This window comes from Akkermansia muciniphila, assembly GCF_040616545.1.
In the GTDB taxonomy this organism is placed as follows: Bacteria; Verrucomicrobiota; Verrucomicrobiia; order Verrucomicrobiales; family Akkermansiaceae; genus Akkermansia; species Akkermansia muciniphila_E.
The window spans coordinates 599,858-615,635 of sequence record NZ_CP156688.1; the positions used below are offsets into that span (position 1 = coordinate 599,858).

Annotated in this window: 11 protein-coding genes; 8 read left to right on the top strand and 3 right to left on the bottom strand. The window is 59.7% G+C overall.

The window, feature by feature from the left end:
* Nucleotides 1-26: 26 nt before the first annotated feature.
* The 4 genes from ychF (at nt 27) to gcvP (ending at nt 5,703) form a co-directional block, all read left to right on the top strand.
* Nucleotides 27-1,148 (top strand): redox-regulated ATPase YchF, encoded by a 1,122-nt coding sequence (gene ychF / locus ABGM91_RS02485; protein ID WP_354833424.1) that lies wholly within the window; start codon nt 27-29, stop codon nt 1,146-1,148.
* 75 nt (nt 1,149-1,223) lie between these two features.
* A complete protein-coding gene (gene gcvT / locus ABGM91_RS02490) occupies nt 1,224-2,309 on the top strand; it encodes a glycine cleavage system aminomethyltransferase GcvT (RefSeq protein WP_290565528.1) in 1,086 nt (361 codons plus the stop codon).
* 70 nt (nt 2,310-2,379) lie between these two features.
* A complete protein-coding gene (gcvH, locus tag ABGM91_RS02495) occupies nt 2,380-2,760 on the top strand; it encodes a glycine cleavage system protein GcvH (protein ID WP_102711966.1) in 381 nt (126 codons plus the stop codon).
* A gap of 96 nt (nt 2,761-2,856) precedes the next feature.
* Nucleotides 2,857-5,703 (top strand): aminomethyl-transferring glycine dehydrogenase, encoded by a 2,847-nt coding sequence (gene gcvP / locus ABGM91_RS02500; protein WP_354833427.1) that lies wholly within the window; start codon nt 2,857-2,859, stop codon nt 5,701-5,703.
* A 362-nt stretch (nt 5,704-6,065) separates the two neighbouring features.
* On the opposite strand, the gene ABGM91_RS02505 is transcribed toward gcvP, so the two are convergent.
* From ABGM91_RS02505 to ABGM91_RS02515, 3 genes are all read right to left on the bottom strand, one after another.
* On the bottom strand, nt 6,066-6,698 hold the full coding sequence (locus ABGM91_RS02505) for a DUF805 domain-containing protein (RefSeq protein WP_354833429.1): 633 nt from the start codon (nt 6,696-6,698) through the stop codon (nt 6,066-6,068).
* A gap of 9 nt (nt 6,699-6,707) precedes the next feature.
* Nucleotides 6,708-8,867: a sulfatase-like hydrolase/transferase gene (locus tag ABGM91_RS02510; RefSeq protein WP_354833431.1), complete on the bottom strand. Its 2,160-nt coding sequence runs from the start codon at nt 8,865-8,867 to the stop codon at nt 6,708-6,710.
* A gap of 790 nt (nt 8,868-9,657) precedes the next feature.
* Entirely contained in the window at nt 9,658-11,472 is a 1,815-nt protein-coding gene (locus ABGM91_RS02515) for a DEAD/DEAH box helicase (protein WP_354833433.1), read from the bottom strand.
* A gap of 195 nt (nt 11,473-11,667) precedes the next feature.
* Here ABGM91_RS02515 and ABGM91_RS02520 point away from each other — a divergent pair, with 195 nt between their 5' ends.
* From ABGM91_RS02520 to ABGM91_RS02535, 4 genes are all read left to right on the top strand, one after another.
* Nucleotides 11,668-12,471 (top strand): VC0807 family protein, encoded by an 804-nt coding sequence (locus tag ABGM91_RS02520; RefSeq protein WP_354833435.1) that lies wholly within the window; start codon nt 11,668-11,670, stop codon nt 12,469-12,471.
* A 12-nt stretch (nt 12,472-12,483) separates the two neighbouring features.
* Nucleotides 12,484-14,022, top strand: coding sequence for a sialate O-acetylesterase (locus ABGM91_RS02525; RefSeq protein WP_354833437.1), 1,539 nt, complete (start codon nt 12,484-12,486; stop codon nt 14,020-14,022).
* Between the two features lie 21 nt (nt 14,023-14,043).
* A complete protein-coding gene (locus ABGM91_RS02530) occupies nt 14,044-15,021 on the top strand; it encodes a GDSL-type esterase/lipase family protein (RefSeq protein ID WP_354833439.1) in 978 nt (325 codons plus the stop codon).
* 238 nt (nt 15,022-15,259) lie between these two features.
* The gene (locus ABGM91_RS02535) at nt 15,260-15,721 is read left to right on the top strand and encodes a DoxX family protein (RefSeq protein WP_354833441.1); all 462 of its coding nucleotides are present in this window, start codon (nt 15,260-15,262) and stop codon (nt 15,719-15,721) included.
* The last annotated feature ends 57 nt before the right edge of the window (nt 15,722-15,778 follow it).

Genomic DNA, 15,778 nt, shown 5'->3' on the forward strand with positions numbered 1-15,778 from the left:
GGCGTGACCCGCTATCAGTCCTGCCTATGTTACAGGCAGGTATTGTAGGTCTCCCCAACGTCGGCAAATCCACTCTCTTCAATGCGGTCACCAGGACCCGCAAGGCCCAGGCGGCCAATTACCCCTTCTGCACCATTGACCCGAACGTGGGCATGGTGACCGTGCCGGACGCGCGCCTGCAGGTGCTCTCCAACATGTCCGGCTCTGAAAAGATTATTCCCACGCTCATTGAATTCGTGGACATTGCCGGCCTCGTGAAGGGCGCCTCGGAAGGCGCGGGCCTGGGCAACCAGTTCCTGGCGAACATCCGTGAAGTGGACGCTATCGTGCAGGTGGTGCGCTGCTTTGACAATGACGACATCATCCACGAACTCGGCTCCGTGGATCCCCTGCGCGACATTGAAATCATCAACTCGGAACTCATCCTGGCGGACATCGCCACCATGGACAAGAGGCTCTCCTCCCGGGAACGCAAGGCCCGCAGCGGGGACAAGGAGGCCAAGGCGGAAGTAGCCCTCATCACCAAGCTGCTTCCCCACCTGAACGAAGGCAATCCGGCCCTCACCTTTGAAACCCAGCTGGATGACGACGAACGCAAGCTTCTCCAGACCTTCCAGCTCCTTTCCGGCAAAAAAAGCATTTTCGCCTGCAACGTGAATGAAGACGAACTGGCGGACGCCATCAACAACCCGGACGCGCACCCCTACGTCTCCCAGGTGAAAAAATACGTGGCGGAACACCACAATGCGGAGGCCATTGTCATCTCCGCCCGGATTGAAGAAGAACTTATCGACGTCTCGGAGGAGGAAGCCCATGAATTCCTGGAATCCCTCGGCGTGCAGGACTCCGGCGTTTCCGACCTCATCCGCGCCGTGTACCATTTGCTGGGACTGCGCACGTACCTCACCACCGGCGTCAAGGAAACGCGCGCCTGGACGATCCCGGCCGGGGCCAAGGCCCCCCAGGCGGCGGGCGTCATCCACACGGACTTTGAACGCGGCTTCATCGCCGCGGAAGTGGTGCATTACGACGACCTGGTAGCCTGCGGCGGCAAGTCCGGGGCCAGGGAACACGGCAAGCTGCGCATTGAAGGAAAGGAATACGTCGTCAAGGACGGGGACGTGGTCGAATTCCGCTTCAATGTTTAGCCCAAAGCTTTCCCGGAATTCCATTGACTTTTCATCATGCAGAGAGCAGATTGCTCATAACCTTCACATCGCCTCATGACTGATTCCGACGTCAAATCCACACCTTTGGCCGCCAAGCACGTTGAACTGGGTGCCAGAATGGTCCCCTTCGCCGGCTGGAACATGCCGGTTCAATACACCGGCATCCTGGACGAACACAAAGCCGTGCGCGAAGCCTGCGGCATCTTTGACATCTCCCACATGGGACAGTTCACCGTGGCCGGTCCCGCCGCGGCGGCATGGCTGAACTCCATGCTGACCAATGACATCAACAAGCTGGACATCAGCCAGGGGCAATATTCCATCATGCTCAATGAGCAGGCGGGCGTCATTGATGACCTCATCCTGTACCGGATGGAGCCGGAAACCTTCTTCGTGGTGGTGAACGCCTCCAAGATTGATGAAGACTTTGCGTGGCTTTCCGCCCACAAGCCCGCGGACGTGATTCTGGAAAACCATTCCGACGAGTTCGTGGGCCTGGCCGTCCAGGGTCCCAAATGCGGGGAAGTCTTCTCCCGCGTCATTCCCGGCGTGGAACTTCCCCCCCGCAACGGCATCTCCCGCATCACGGTGGACGGAACGGACCTTATCGTCTGCCGCACCGGCTATACCGGGGAAGACGGCTTTGAATTCTTCTGCCCGGCCAGTGAAGGTGTCAAATGGTTTGAAGCCTTTCTTGACGCAGGAGCCAAGCCCTGCGGCCTGGGCGCGCGCGACAGCCTGCGCCTGGAAATGTGCTACCCCCTGAACGGTTCCGACCTCGCTCCGGACAAGACGCCCCTGGAAGCCGGGCTCGGCTTCTTCTGCGCGCTGGATACGGACTTCATCGGCGCCGGCATTCTTCGTGAACAAAAAGCCAATGGCCTCAGCAAGCGCCTGGTGGCCATTGAATACACCGGCAAGGGAGCCCCCCCCCGCGCCCACTATGCTGTTCACGTTCCCGGAGGAGAAGCCATCGGAGAACTTACCAGCGGCGTGCTCTCTCCTTCATTGATGAAGGGCATTGCCCTGGCCTACCTGCCTGTCGCCCATGCCAAGGTCGGCACGGAGCTGGAAATTGACGTAAGGGGAAGAAAATTCCCCGCCGTGGTAGTTAAAAAACCCTTCTATAAGAAAGGCTGACACTACTGCGCAGAAATAAACTGACAAACACCGTATTTTACTACACTCTCATCTCAAACAATTACATCTTATGCACGACGTACCAGAAAACCTGCTGTATTCCAAAGACCATGAATGGGTTGAAATTGACGGAGACATCGGCACCATCGGTATTTCAGACCATGCTCAGGCCGAACTCTCCGATGTAGTCTTTGTAGACCTTCCCGAAGTAGGCGCCACCGTTGCCGCCGGCGACCCCGTCGCCGTTGTGGAATCCGTCAAGGCCGCCAGCGACGTATACACTCCCGTCTCCGGTGAGATTCTGGAAGTGAATGAGGAACTCTCCAATGATCCTTCCCTCATCAACTCCGATCCCTACGGCGCAGGCTGGCTGTACAAAATCCGCCTGGACGTTCCCACGGAAACGGAAGACATGATGAACGCCACGGACTACGAGGAATACTGCTCCTGACCCATTCCTCCCTCCCCCGCCCCGGTGATTCCATCCCGGGGCATTTTTGATTTAACCCGGCCCTCCGCGGCCGGGTCCATACCTGCCAGACACCACATGAAAACCAACTCAGACTTTGCCAGCCGGCACATCGGCCCCCAAGGGGAAGAACGCCGCGAGATGCTCAACGCCCTCGGGTACCAGACGCTTGACGAACTCATTGCGGACATCGTTCCCGCAGACATCCGGATGCAGGCCCCACTGGACCTGCCCGCGGCCAAATCGGAAACGGACGCCCTGGCGGAACTCCGTGCCATCCTCCGGAAAAACAAACTGCTGAAAACCTTCATCGGCCAGGGGTACTACGGCACCATCACGCCGTCCGTCATCCTGCGCAATGTTCTGGAAAACCCCGGCTGGTACACGGCCTACACCCCCTATCAGCCGGAAATCGCCCAGGGGCGCCTGGAAATGCTCATGAACTTCCAGACCATGGTTTCCTCCCTGACGGGGCTCCCGGTGGCAAACGCCTCCCTGCTGGATGAAGGCACCGCGGCGGCGGAAGCCGTCACCATGTGCCGGAATGCCCGGCCCAAGGCAAACACCTTCTTTGTGGCGGTCACCTGCCATCCCCAGACCATCAGCGTCATCCGCACCCGCGCCGCCTTCCAGGGCGTCAACATCCTGGTGGGGGACTGGACCACCTTTGACCCCGCATCCGTCGGCGCGGACCTGGCCGGGGTGCTTGTCCAATATCCGGACACGCTCGGCCACATCTGCGACTACACGGACTTTTTCTCCCGCGTGCACGCCGCAGGCGCGCTCTGCGTCGTGGCGGCGGACCTCATGGCCCTCACCGTCATCCGGGAACCCGGCGCCTTCGGCGCTGACATCTGCATCGGCAACACGCAGCGGTTCGGCGTTCCGATGGGCTTCGGAGGCCCCCACGCCGCCTACATGTCCTGCACGGATGCCCTGAAGCGCCGCATGCCCGGCCGCCTCATCGGCATGTCCATAGACACCCAGGGACGCCCGGCCTACCGCCTGGCCCTGCAAACGCGGGAACAGCATATCCGCCGTGACAAGGCCACCTCCAACATCTGCACCGCCCAGGTGCTTCTGGCCGTGCTGGCCGCCTTCTACGCCGTATACCACGGGCAGGAAGGCCTCAAGCGCATCGGCACGGAAATCCACCGGAAAACGGAAAGCCTGTTCAAAGCCCTGACAGACGCCGGAATCACCATTGAAAGCAGGGACTTCTTTGACACCCTGCTGCTGAACGTCCCCGGGCAGGCGGACGCCATGGTCCGGAAGGCCCTGGAAGCGGGCTACAACATCCGCAAGGTGGATGCCGACCACGTCACCATCTCCCTGGATGAAACTGCCACCTGCGCAGACGTGGCGGCCCTGGCCTCCGCCCTCACCGGAGCGGAAACCTCCGTCACCTGCTGCTGCGAAGCCCCCGCATGGGCTCCCGTCCATACGCGTCAAACCCCCTTCTGCACGGAAACGGCCTTCAACTCCTACCATTCCGAAACGGAAATGATGCGCTACATCCGCCGTCTGGAATCCCGTGACCTGGCCCTGAATGAGGCCATGATCCCGCTGGGCTCCTGCACGATGAAGCTGAACGCCGCCTCCGAGATGATCCCCATCACGTGGCCGGAAACCAGCTCCCTGCACCCCTTTGTTCCGGCAGACCAGTCGGAAGGCATCCGGGAAATGCTCACCATCCTGGCTGACCGCCTGGCGAAAATCACGTGCTTCGCCGCCGTCTCCCTCCAGCCCAATGCGGGCGCGGCAGGGGAATACGCGGGCCTGCTGGCCATCCGCCGCTACCAGAAGCACGCCGGAGAAGGCCACCGGGACGTGTGCCTCATCCCCACCTCCGCCCACGGAACGAACCCCGCTTCCTCCGCCATGGCCGGACTCAAGGTGGTACCCGTCAAATGCGACGAAGGCGGCAATATTGACATGGAGGACCTGAAAACCCAGGCGGAAGCCCACCGGGACAACCTCTCCTGCATCATGGTCACCTACCCCTCCACGCACGGGGTGTATGAACAGACCATCAGGGAACTCTGTGACATCATCCATGCCAACGGCGGCCAGGTGTACATGGACGGCGCCAACATGAACGCCCAGGTGGGGCTGACCTGCCCCGGCCGCATCGGCGCCGACGTCTGCCACCTGAACCTGCACAAAACCTTTGCCATGCCCCACGGCGGCGGCGGCCCCGGCATCGGCCCCATCGGCGTAGCGGAACACCTCGTGCCCTTCCTGCCGGGCCACCTCACGCTGGGCCATGAAGAAGGAGCCGTAGCCTCAGCGCCATGGGGCAGTGCCTCCATCGCCGCCATCTGCTGGATGTACCTGTCCATGATGGGCCCGGAAGGCCTCAAGGAAGCCACGGAAATGGCCATCCTGAACGCCAACTACATCGCCAGAAAGCTCGGCCACCTCTTCCCGGTTCTCTACTCCGGCAACAAGGGACTCGTGGCGCATGAATGCATTCTGGACCCGCGCCAGCTCACCCATGACGCCGGCCTTACCGTGGATGACATCGCCAAGCGCCTCATGGACTACGGCTTCCACGGCCCCACCATGTCCTTCCCCGTCCCGGGAACCCTGATGGTGGAACCCACGGAATCCGAACCCAAGGAGGAGCTGGACCGCTTCATTGAAGCCATGGAGCGCATCCATGCGGAAATCACGGCCGTCATCAACGGCACGGCGGACAAGGAAGACAACGTCCTGAAAAATTCCCCCCATACCGCGGAAATGGTCTCCGCCGACGAATGGCGGCATCCCTACTCCCGCAGTGAGGCGGCCTATCCGGTATCCGGCCTGCGCATCCACAAATTCTGGCCGTACGTCGGCCGCGTGGACAATGTGTACGGAGACCGCAACCTGGTCTGCACCTGTGACACGGTGGAGGAATTCGCCAAAGCCGTGGAAGCGTAATCTTCCGCAACCTTAACCTGAAAAGGGCTGTTCCATATGAATGGAGCAGCCCTTTTCATTCCCGGAAGCCGGAACGTATGCGCCACAGGCGTACGACCAGTCATCCGTGAATTACTGGATGACAGCAAGGAAACGCCGGTTAATCAACTCATGCAGTTTCCCCCTTCTCACCCAATCCCACTATGGGTGGTCCCTCCGTCCTGACCGCCCCAATCTGGTTGCAAGTGGAAAACTCAGTCTGGAAAAATCCGGTGGTGATCCCTTGAGCAAGAATCCACACCAGCAAAAAGTCTGTTTATCCTGATCATGGCGGTAACGGCGTGCAAATACTGTGAATCCCCGGCGGCAGCCCTGCAGTTCCTTCAATTCCAGGGAGGATCACCATATTGATTCTCTCCCAGCTGGCTCTCCCCGTAGCGTAAATACCACAGCAGCCACCACCCCAGGACGGGTACTGCCAGCCACACCAGGCACAGGCCGCTCCTCCCCACATCATGCAGGCGCCGTACCATGGTGACCGCCATGGGAAGAGACAGCACGATAAGAGCCACGTAAAATACGGGAGACAACAGATCCACCCATGGAGAGAGGGAAGAAAAAAAGCCGCTTTTCACGAGAGAGGGAAACCCGGCGGCAGCAAGCCATGCGATACCCACGCTGGCATAAACCTCGCGCATCTCCCCCTTTCCGGCGCGGCCTTTAAAACTGCACCATGCCTTGATGATGCGCATCCAGTACTTCTTCCTGGTCCAGACAGGCACGGCGCTCGTGAACTCCTCTCCAGGCCCCGGCATCTCAAACGCCTCTCCATCGTCATCCATGACGGTCATGGAGGGAATGAAGGAAGCCAGCGGCTGCCAGCCCCCGCCGGGAAGCTTCCTCACCAGGGTACGGTTGGACAGCCGCCCATGGTTGCGGGCCTGAATCAGAAGCACCAGGGAGACGGGTCCCTTGGAGGAACCGTCAATCGCCTGGTACTCGTAAAGATCACTCATCGGAGGCTCTTACTTGGCCGCTCCGTCATGGCTGAACGCGGACGCGGGAATCTCCTGCTTGGGCAGGCCGGGGCCTTCCCACTTCAACGTCAGCCTGGAGGCGGGACCGGCATTACCCACGTAGCTGATGCGGATGGGATGCAGCCCGGCCTTCAAATAAACGGGATTCTTCCGGTCGCCCAAATCGGAAGAAATTTCGGTGCCCGGCTCGTAAGTCTTGTCCGCGTCAATCAGTTCCATGCCGTGCAGGCGGACAAACGCCTTGCTCCCCTTGTTCGCGTCCGTGGACAGGTAAAAAGTATACTCTCCGTCAGCCGGAATTTTTACATACCCGGCCAGCTCCACCCCACGCTTCCGGGGACCGTTCATCTTGACGGACGGTGACGGAACCACGCCGTGCGCGGCAGGCTGCTTCTTCAGCTGGCGGAAATCCGGAACCCACGGGAACTCACCTTCATAAACGGACCACTTCAAGCCGGGGGAGGCAGCCCCCGTCACCTCCACTGCCGGGACCAGCTCCGTATCAAACACCGTCTTGGCAGGAAGGAAGGCACGGCGGTTGGACAGGGCGGCGGCCTTCATGCGGGCCTGGAGCTCCGGCTTGGAGGAAGCAAGGTCCTTGCTCTCCTGCGGGTCATTCAGGGTATCAAAAATCATGAAATCCTTGTCAGCATCCTTCACGCCCATGCGCAAGCCTTTCAGACCGTCCACAAAGACAATCTGCTGCTGGCCCCGCTCCGCGCCCTTGTGTTCTCCCAGGAAATCCTTGTAGCCAGGCGTCTTGCCGGCAACATTGTATTCTGAGTAAATAACTCCCGGCTTCTGCTGGTCCGCATGGCCTGTCAGCGTCGGCAGCAGGGAAACGCCGTCGCTGCGGGCGGGAACCGGCACTCCGGCGGCATCCGCCAGCGTAGCCAGCCAGTCATGGAACTGGCCGGGGTGCAGGCTGATCTGCCCCTTGGGAATGCGGGCGGGCCAGCGTACCAGCGTGGGAACGCGCATGCCGCCTTCCCAGCAGTCGCGCTTGATGCCGTCCATCATGCCGTAACTCTTGAAAAACTGCGGATTCTGCGCTCCATGCCTGTGCTTGGGATCGGCGCCTCCTTCATTGTGTGGGCCATTGTCGGATGTAAAGACAATCATCGTATCATTGTCGATCTTCAAATCCTTCAGCAGATGGATCAAATCCGCCACAGCGTCGTCCACGCGGCGGATCATCGTGGAATGCCGCTTGGCCACGTCATTGGGGAAACGGGCATTGTCCGGATGAATATAAGTATCCTTGTCTTTTTCAGCCTTGGCGTCAAAAGCAGTATTTACGGACTCCGTTCCGTTCTTCTTCACCCATTGCAGGCCTCCCTTCAAACCGCCTCCGGCAGGATAGGGCGTTCCCGGAACCACCAGGTTGCCATGAGGAGCCGGAAAAGCCAGGTACAGGAAAAACGGCTTGCCGGTCTTGCGGGCGGACTTGCGCTGGTCCACAATCCACTGCTTGGCGCGGGCGGCAAACAAATCCGTGGAATAGGCCGTCTGCGGAACCTGGTCCTTGATATTCTTCCATTCGGGATTGGGGGCGTAACCGTTATATTCAAAAATATTGCGGGATTCGGAAGGGTAATGGAAATGCCCGGCCAGATGGTCCAGGATTCCATAAAAGTAATTGAAGCCGCGCTGGTGGGGGCCGCCCGTCACCGGGCCATGGCTTTCCCCGCCGCCGCCCACGCCCCACTTGCCGATGGCGGCGGTATCATATCCGGCATCCCGCATCACGGTGCCCAGCGTATGGGAATCTTCAATGGGATAGTCAAAGCGGTTGTTCCTCACCACGCGGGAATGCCCCTGGTGCACCCCTAGCAGCAGGGAGGCGCGCGCCGGAGCGCAGACCGGAGCGGCGGAATAATGCCGGCGCAGCTGAATCCCCTCCCGGGCCATGGCGGACAGGGCCGGAGTCTTGAACTCATTCTTCCTGTCCACCGTCCGTCCGTTCAGCTTCTGCTGGCTCCAATTGGCATCCAGGTCCCCCCAGCCCATATCGTCCACCAGAATGAAAATAACATTGGGCTTTGCATTCTTGACGGCACTGGCAGCGGGCTTCGCAGCCTGCCCGGAAGCGCTCATGCACGGAACCAGGACAGTCAGAAGAACGGATAGGAAAGATACCAATTTCATGATTCAGGTGAAAATAAACTTTAAAGAGAACGTTAAAACAGAGCGTGATCTTACATGAATTTTCCCATCTCTCAAGAGAATTAAACGGAAAGGAAATTGACGACTGATTCGTCAGACCTATAGTGAAGAAACTATAGAACTGCCCCATATTCTATTGATTGCATGTGCCCTGCTCCTCCCGTCAGGCACGCTTTACGGGCTGGACGTCCGGATGACAGACCTGAAAAAAGCCGCCGCATAAACTGAAAAGAGAACAAAAATCTGTTCATCATTTACAAGGAGAGCGCATGGAATCCGGACGCATACGGCGTGCCGGAACGCCTGCTCGCCTCTGATTTATTTAAAAAGGCGGCACAATCCTGCTTTATCCTGGCGGAGCAGGAATACCCGGCAGACTATCTCCCGCCGACGTATTTTCCCCCTTTAATATCACAGTCCCCGGAACCGCCAAACCGGAAGAACTCCCTGTCAAGTGGTCCGGCGAACTCCCGGAAAAAGCTACTTTATGCGTGCTGACAACGCCCTCCGGCGTCATTTACCAAGCTTTCAGAACCACACACGCCACAAAAATGCCACGCCGATTCCTTACGCACCCCAGCCCAGACAACCGGGATACATTGCGGAAGCAGTACAAAAATGGCGGCGAGGAAGCGGGAGCCGCCTACCGGAAAGGATCCTCCTGAATCTGAAGCCCATTTCCATGGAGCTAAAACTGCAGTAAAGCTGCTGCTCCCATGGCAAGAGCCATTTCCGGAGCAACGCAAACAACGTGTCCCGAGCCGCAGAAACGTCAGAACCGCTTCTTCCTGTCGTCCCTGCGGGGACGGTCGCCCCAGCGCTCACCGCGGTCACTGCGGAATCCCCCGCGGCTGCCTCTGAATCCGCCGCGATCGCCGCGGTCCCGGTCTCCACGGTAACCGCCGCGGAATCCTCCGCTGCGGCGGGGCGGACGCGGCCCGTCGGAATATTCCGGCGTACCCTTGTCCTCGCGCACATTGACCTCATACCCGCAGACGGTGGCGTTAGCCAGGGCTTCCAGAAGCTGGGGGGCCACGGAAGCGTCCACTTCAATGAGGGAATGCTTGGGGAAAATCCTGATGTCCCCCACGGCGCCCTTCTCCATTTCCACCGTATTGTAGAACAGTCCGGCGATGTCCTTGGGCCTCAGGCCGATCATCCGGCCACCGTTCATGAACAGCGTGACCGTATCACCGTTATGCTGCCAGGAATCCCCCTTCTGCGGGCTTTCCGTTTCTTCTCCGGGCTGGGCCACATGGCGGGATTTGCGGGCCGGCTTGTCTTCCGGAATGGGCTGCACTTCCCGGTGGGTGCGTTCCCGGAGCAAATCAAACAGGGCGGCGGCCAGGAATTCCGGGGCAGCCTCCACGTCCTTCAGTTCTTCCGGCAGCACGGCATCCGGCTTGAGGCGTTCCAGAATGTCATCCACCAGGGATTCCGTCCGGAGCTGGTCCACCTGCACGGCGGTCAGCACGGGTTCCGGAGTCAGCTTGACGCCGATGAAGCGTTCAATGCGGCTCATCAGGGAAAAATCACGGCGGCCTACAAAGGTGATGGCCTTCCCCTTGCGCCCGGCGCGCGCCGTGCGGCCGATGCGGTGCACGTAATCCTCCGGATCACGGGGCAGTTCAAAGTTAACTACGGCATCCACATCATCCACGTCCAGGCCGCGGGCGGCAATATCCGTGGCTACCAGCAGGCGCAGGCTTCCCTTGCGGAAGGAATCCATCACGCGTTCCCGCATGATTTGCGGCATATCCCCGTGAAGGCGGTCCACGGGATAGCCCCGGGCCGTCAGGCCGTCCACAACGTCATCCACCACTTTCTTGGTATTGGCGAATACCAGGCCCATCTTGATTTTTCCAGTATCCAGCAGGCGGCTGAGCACCTCAATCCGGGAAGAGAACAACACCTCGTAATAAGACTGTTCAATGGTGGGCACCGTCAGCGTAGGCCGCTCAATGGTGATCTGGACGGGATCCTTCATGAACCGGCTCACCAGGCGGTTGATTTCCGGAGACATGGTGGCGGAGAAAAACAGGGTCTGCTTCGTTTCAGGCATGGACTCCGCAATGCGCTCAATATCTTCCAGGAAACCCATATCCAGCATCTCGTCCGCTTCATCCAGAATCAGCATGCGGAGATTGTCCAGCTTCAGCGCTCCGGATTCCATCAGGTCCATGACGCGTCCGGGCGTCCCCACCACAAACTGCACGCCGCGGCGCAGGGCGTCAAGCTGGGGGCGGAAGGAGGAGCCTCCGTAAATGGGTACCGCGGAAACGCCGTCCATGAACAGGGCCAGCTTGTCCACCTCCCGGCAAATCTGGACGGCCAGTTCCCGTGTGGGGCACAGGGCCAGCACCTGGACGCTGCGTTCATCCGGATCAATGCATTCCAGGGCCGGAATGGCAAAGGCAAGGGTCTTGCCGGAACCCGTATGGGACAGACCAACGATATCCGACCCTCCGATGGCGGCGGGAATCGCCTGTTCCTGAATGGCGGAGGGAGTATCGAAGCCGAGCACTTCAACGGCTTCCAGAATCTCCGGCGAAATGCCAAGGGTCGAAAAAGAAGATGTTTGAGTCATGGGGGAAAAATGATCTGTCAAAGTCACGGGAGAAGCTGAACATTATTCACACCTGTGTCCAGCCAAAAGAACAGAAGATGCCGTGGGATGCCACGATTTCCACAGGGCTTGCCGGCGGAGAAAAAAACGCCTCTCTCCTGCTTCTGGTCTTTACATTCACACACGGGGTTGCAACTTGCGGTGGCATATCCGCGTATGATACAAGTACCTGCCTCCAAATTCATGGACAAGAAGCCAAACACATCACGTTCCTCACTCCTGGGAATTTTCATCAACATCCTCCTGCCGGTATTGATTCTGGACTATTGCAGCGCGGGTCCGGCCAATCCCCTGGAACGCCCGGAAGGGGAAAGCTTCTGGCACCTCGGGCCCGTATGGGCGCTCGTCATCGCCCTTTCCCTGCCTCTTGTCTACGGAGTCCGCTCCCTGATCGTCACCCGGAAATTTGACCTGATGTCCGGCGTGGGCATGGCCGGCGTGCTGCTTACCGGCGTCATCAGCATCTTCGTCATCGGGCCGGAAGGCCGCATCCACAGCGCCACGCCCTGGCTGTTCGCCGGAAAGGAAGCCCTCATCCCCCTCATCCTGGCCGCCGCGGTCATCGTCTCCCGTTCCACGGGCTCCCCCCTGCTCAACATGTTCATTTATACGCCGGAGCTGTTTGACATATCCAGAATAGAGCAGAAGGTGGCCGCCAACGACGCAGAGCAGGCCTACCAGCGGCTGCTGGCCAGCTCATCCTGGGTGCTGGCGGGCACGCTCGTGGCCTCTTCCATCGGCAACTTTTTCCTGAGCCTCTCCTTCATGTCTTCCGTCATGCGCCAGCCGGAGGCGGAACAGCAGGTGGCTTACAACGTAGCCATCGGCAGCATCACCTGGTGGGGCTTCCTGATCATCGGCGTCCCCATCCTGGCAGCCCTGGTCTTCATCATGCTGCGCCTGATCAAACGCCTCGGCCAGCTCACCGGACTCACCCGGGATGAACTCCTTCTCAGATAATCCGCTCAAACCATGCACCTCCATACTCCATTCATCCTGATTGCCGCAGTCGCCCTGAACGCAGCTTGGGCGGCGGCTCCCCAATTCGACCGAATTTACGGTTCCCACATGGTCCTTCCCCACGGGAAAAACGTGCCCGTCTCCGGAACGGCGGACCCCAACAAGGAGGTATCCGTCACCTTCGGAAGCTCTACCCTGAACACCAGGGCAGACGCCAGGGGCAAGTGGCGCGTCATGCTCCCCCCCATGCAGCCCAACGGCACGGGACAGACGCTGACGGCCACCCAGAATGGCGATTCCTCCAAGCTGGAAGATGTTCTGGTGGGTGAGGTGTGGCTGGCCTCCGGACAATCCAACATGCTGTTCCGCCTGAACCAGACCAATACCGCCAGGGAGGACATAGCGGCCTCCGGGGATGAACAGCTGCGCCTGCTCAACAACGTTCCCCAGGCCCACACCAACAACGCCCCCTATTCGGACAAGGACTTCACCTCCGTCACCACGGATAATTTCTACAAGGGGCAGTGGCAGGTCAGCTCCCCTTCCACCTCCGGCCCTATGACGGCGGTAGGCTACTACTTCGGCAAGAAGCTCCGGGAAGGCCTGGACATGCCCGTGGGCATCATCCACTCCTCGCTCGGCGGTTCGGAAATAGCGGCGTGGATACCCCAGCAGGTCATCAACACCAACAAGAGCTTCAGCTCCCTGCGCGGCAACCGCTGGCTGGATTCCCCCCTCATTTCCGACTGGGTGAGGGGCCGCGCCAAAAAGAATATCTCTCCGCGGCTGAACCAGGGCTCCCCCGACCACCCCTACAAACCGGCGTTCCTGTATGAATCCGGCATCGCGTGGATGACGGACCTCCCCATCACGGGCGTCCTCTGGTACCAGGGGGAATCCGATGCGGAGATTATTAACAATGAACAGAACGGAATGCAGTTGAAAACCATGATTGCCTCCTGGAGGAAAGCCTTCCGGAATCCGGACATGCCGTTCGTAATGATTCAGCTCCCCCGCATCAACGATCCTTCCAAAATCCGGGAAGGCTGGCCCGAATTCCGTGAAATGCAGGACATGACGGCCAAAACCGTTCCCCATGCCTACAGCGTCAATACGATCGACCTGGGTTCCACGAACTCCAACGTGCACCCGCCGTTCAAGCGTCCCGTGGGGGAACGGGCGGGCAATACCGCCCTGAACAAGGTCTACGGCAAGAAGGTTCCCTGTGAAGGCCCCGCCTTCAAGGCCTTCAAGCCCTCCGGCTCCGGCCTCCTGGTCCAGATGGAGCATGCCGCCGGACTGGCCACGACGGACGGCAAGGAACCGGCCCAGTTTGAAATTGCCGGAGCGGACGGGGTTTACCATCCCGCCACAGCGGAAATCGTGAACAAAAAAGGGAGCACCGCCGTCATCCGCCTCACCTCCCCGGAGGTCAAATCCCCCAAGAACGCGCGGTACTGCTGGAACCGCTTCGTGACCCCCAACCTGGTCAACGGAGACCAGCTCCCGGCCCGGCCCTTCCGGACGGATGCGCCCGCTCCTAAAAAATAACTCTCACCACTCCACCATTCCATGAACCTTCGTCTTCTCTTCGCTTCCCTGGCCGCAACCCTATCCCTGGGCATGGCGGCCCAGGGCGCCCCCGCTAAAATAGCCTGCGTGGGGGACAGCATCACCTTCGGCTCCGGGCTCAAACCCGGGGATGCCCGCTATCCCCAGGTGCTTGCCACGCTGATGGGTCCGGACTTTGACGTCAGGGGCTTCGGCAATCCCGGAAAAACGGCCGGAGACTATCCGGGCCAGGTAGGCCGCTGGTACGGCAGCACCAAGGAATTCAAGCAATCCCTGGACTTCAAGGCAGACGTTTACATCTGCAACCTGGGCATCAATGATACGGGCCGCTGGTGGGACCCCAAGCTGTTCTTAAAGGGTTATGACGACCTGTTCACCGCCTGGAAATCCGCCAGCCCCAAGGCCCGGTTCTTCGCCTGGGGCCTGCTGGGCCCCGACTACCGCGGCCCGCTGAACAAAAAGGCATTCCCCGGCAACTGCTACCCGTACGTGCGCAAGTACTCGGGCTCCGACAACGGCTCCGCGGCCAACCGCCCGGAAGCGGAAAAGCTGATCGCCACCGTGGCGCGCAAGCACAAGGCAGGCCTTTTTGACGCGCTCCATCCCCTCTCCGATCATCCGGAATGGTATGTGGACGGCCTGCATCCCACGGAACCGGGAGCCCGCCGCATTGCGGAAATCACCTTCGCCAAGCTGGCAAAAAGCATGAAGCTCAAGCAGCCTGCTCCCAAGCTGGAACCGGGCACCGGAAACGTGATTATCAACAACACGGGAGAATCCGGCATCCTGCTGGACGGCTGGAAGCTGACGGACGGGTCCAGCACGCTCGTCTTTGAAAACGCCACCGTCATTCATCCCGGGGACCGGCTTATCATCACCATCGGCACGGAAACCCAAAAGGACCCGACCAAGCCCCTGGAGATCAAATCCGCCAAATCCCCCGCCGCCTTCCGCCTGATTCCCCCAAGGAACCGTTAGCGCGATTTTTGGATTTTCCAATTGAAGATATTAGCTTTCAACATCTTCAATTAAAAAATTCCCCCTCCTTTTCCCACCCTGGACGGCGGCGGCAGACAGCCGGTTCCGGGACTCCGGAAAGCCTGCCGCTTCCCTTCAGACGGCGGATTCGCCGGACCGTCCAGCCCCCTTCATCCCGGATATTCCAGTTCATCCCATTTTATTTGAGCAATTCCGACGCATGAACGGTCTACAGTGCATGGAACAGAATAAATGCAAATCACCCGCATGCTGCCTGCTTGGCTCTTTCGCCACCAATACCAGCATGGACTTCGGCGTCCTGCTGCTGCGCCTGGGCGTAGGCGCAATGATGCTTGTGCACGGCATTCCCAAGCTGAGCATGCTCATCAGCGGAAACTGGGCCGCTTTCCAGGACCCGCTCGGAATCGGCAACTTTCTGTCCCTGCTCCTGTGCGTGGGCGCGGAATTCGGATGTTCCATCCTGATCTTCCTGGGCCTCTTCACCCGCCTGACCGCCCTCATCCTGATCATTAACATGTGCGTGGCGCTCTTCCTCGTCCTGGGCCTCTCCGGCTGGGGCGCCCAGGAACTCGCGTCCATCTACCTGCTGATTTACCTGACCCTCTTCTACACGGGCCCGGGCAAATTCTCCCTGGATGCCTGGTGGCTCTGGCGCGACTGCAAAATAGAAGTGGAATAAAAAGGCCTCCTCCCGCCCGGCCTATGGCAAAAATACTTCTTTTTTCACTCGCCGCGG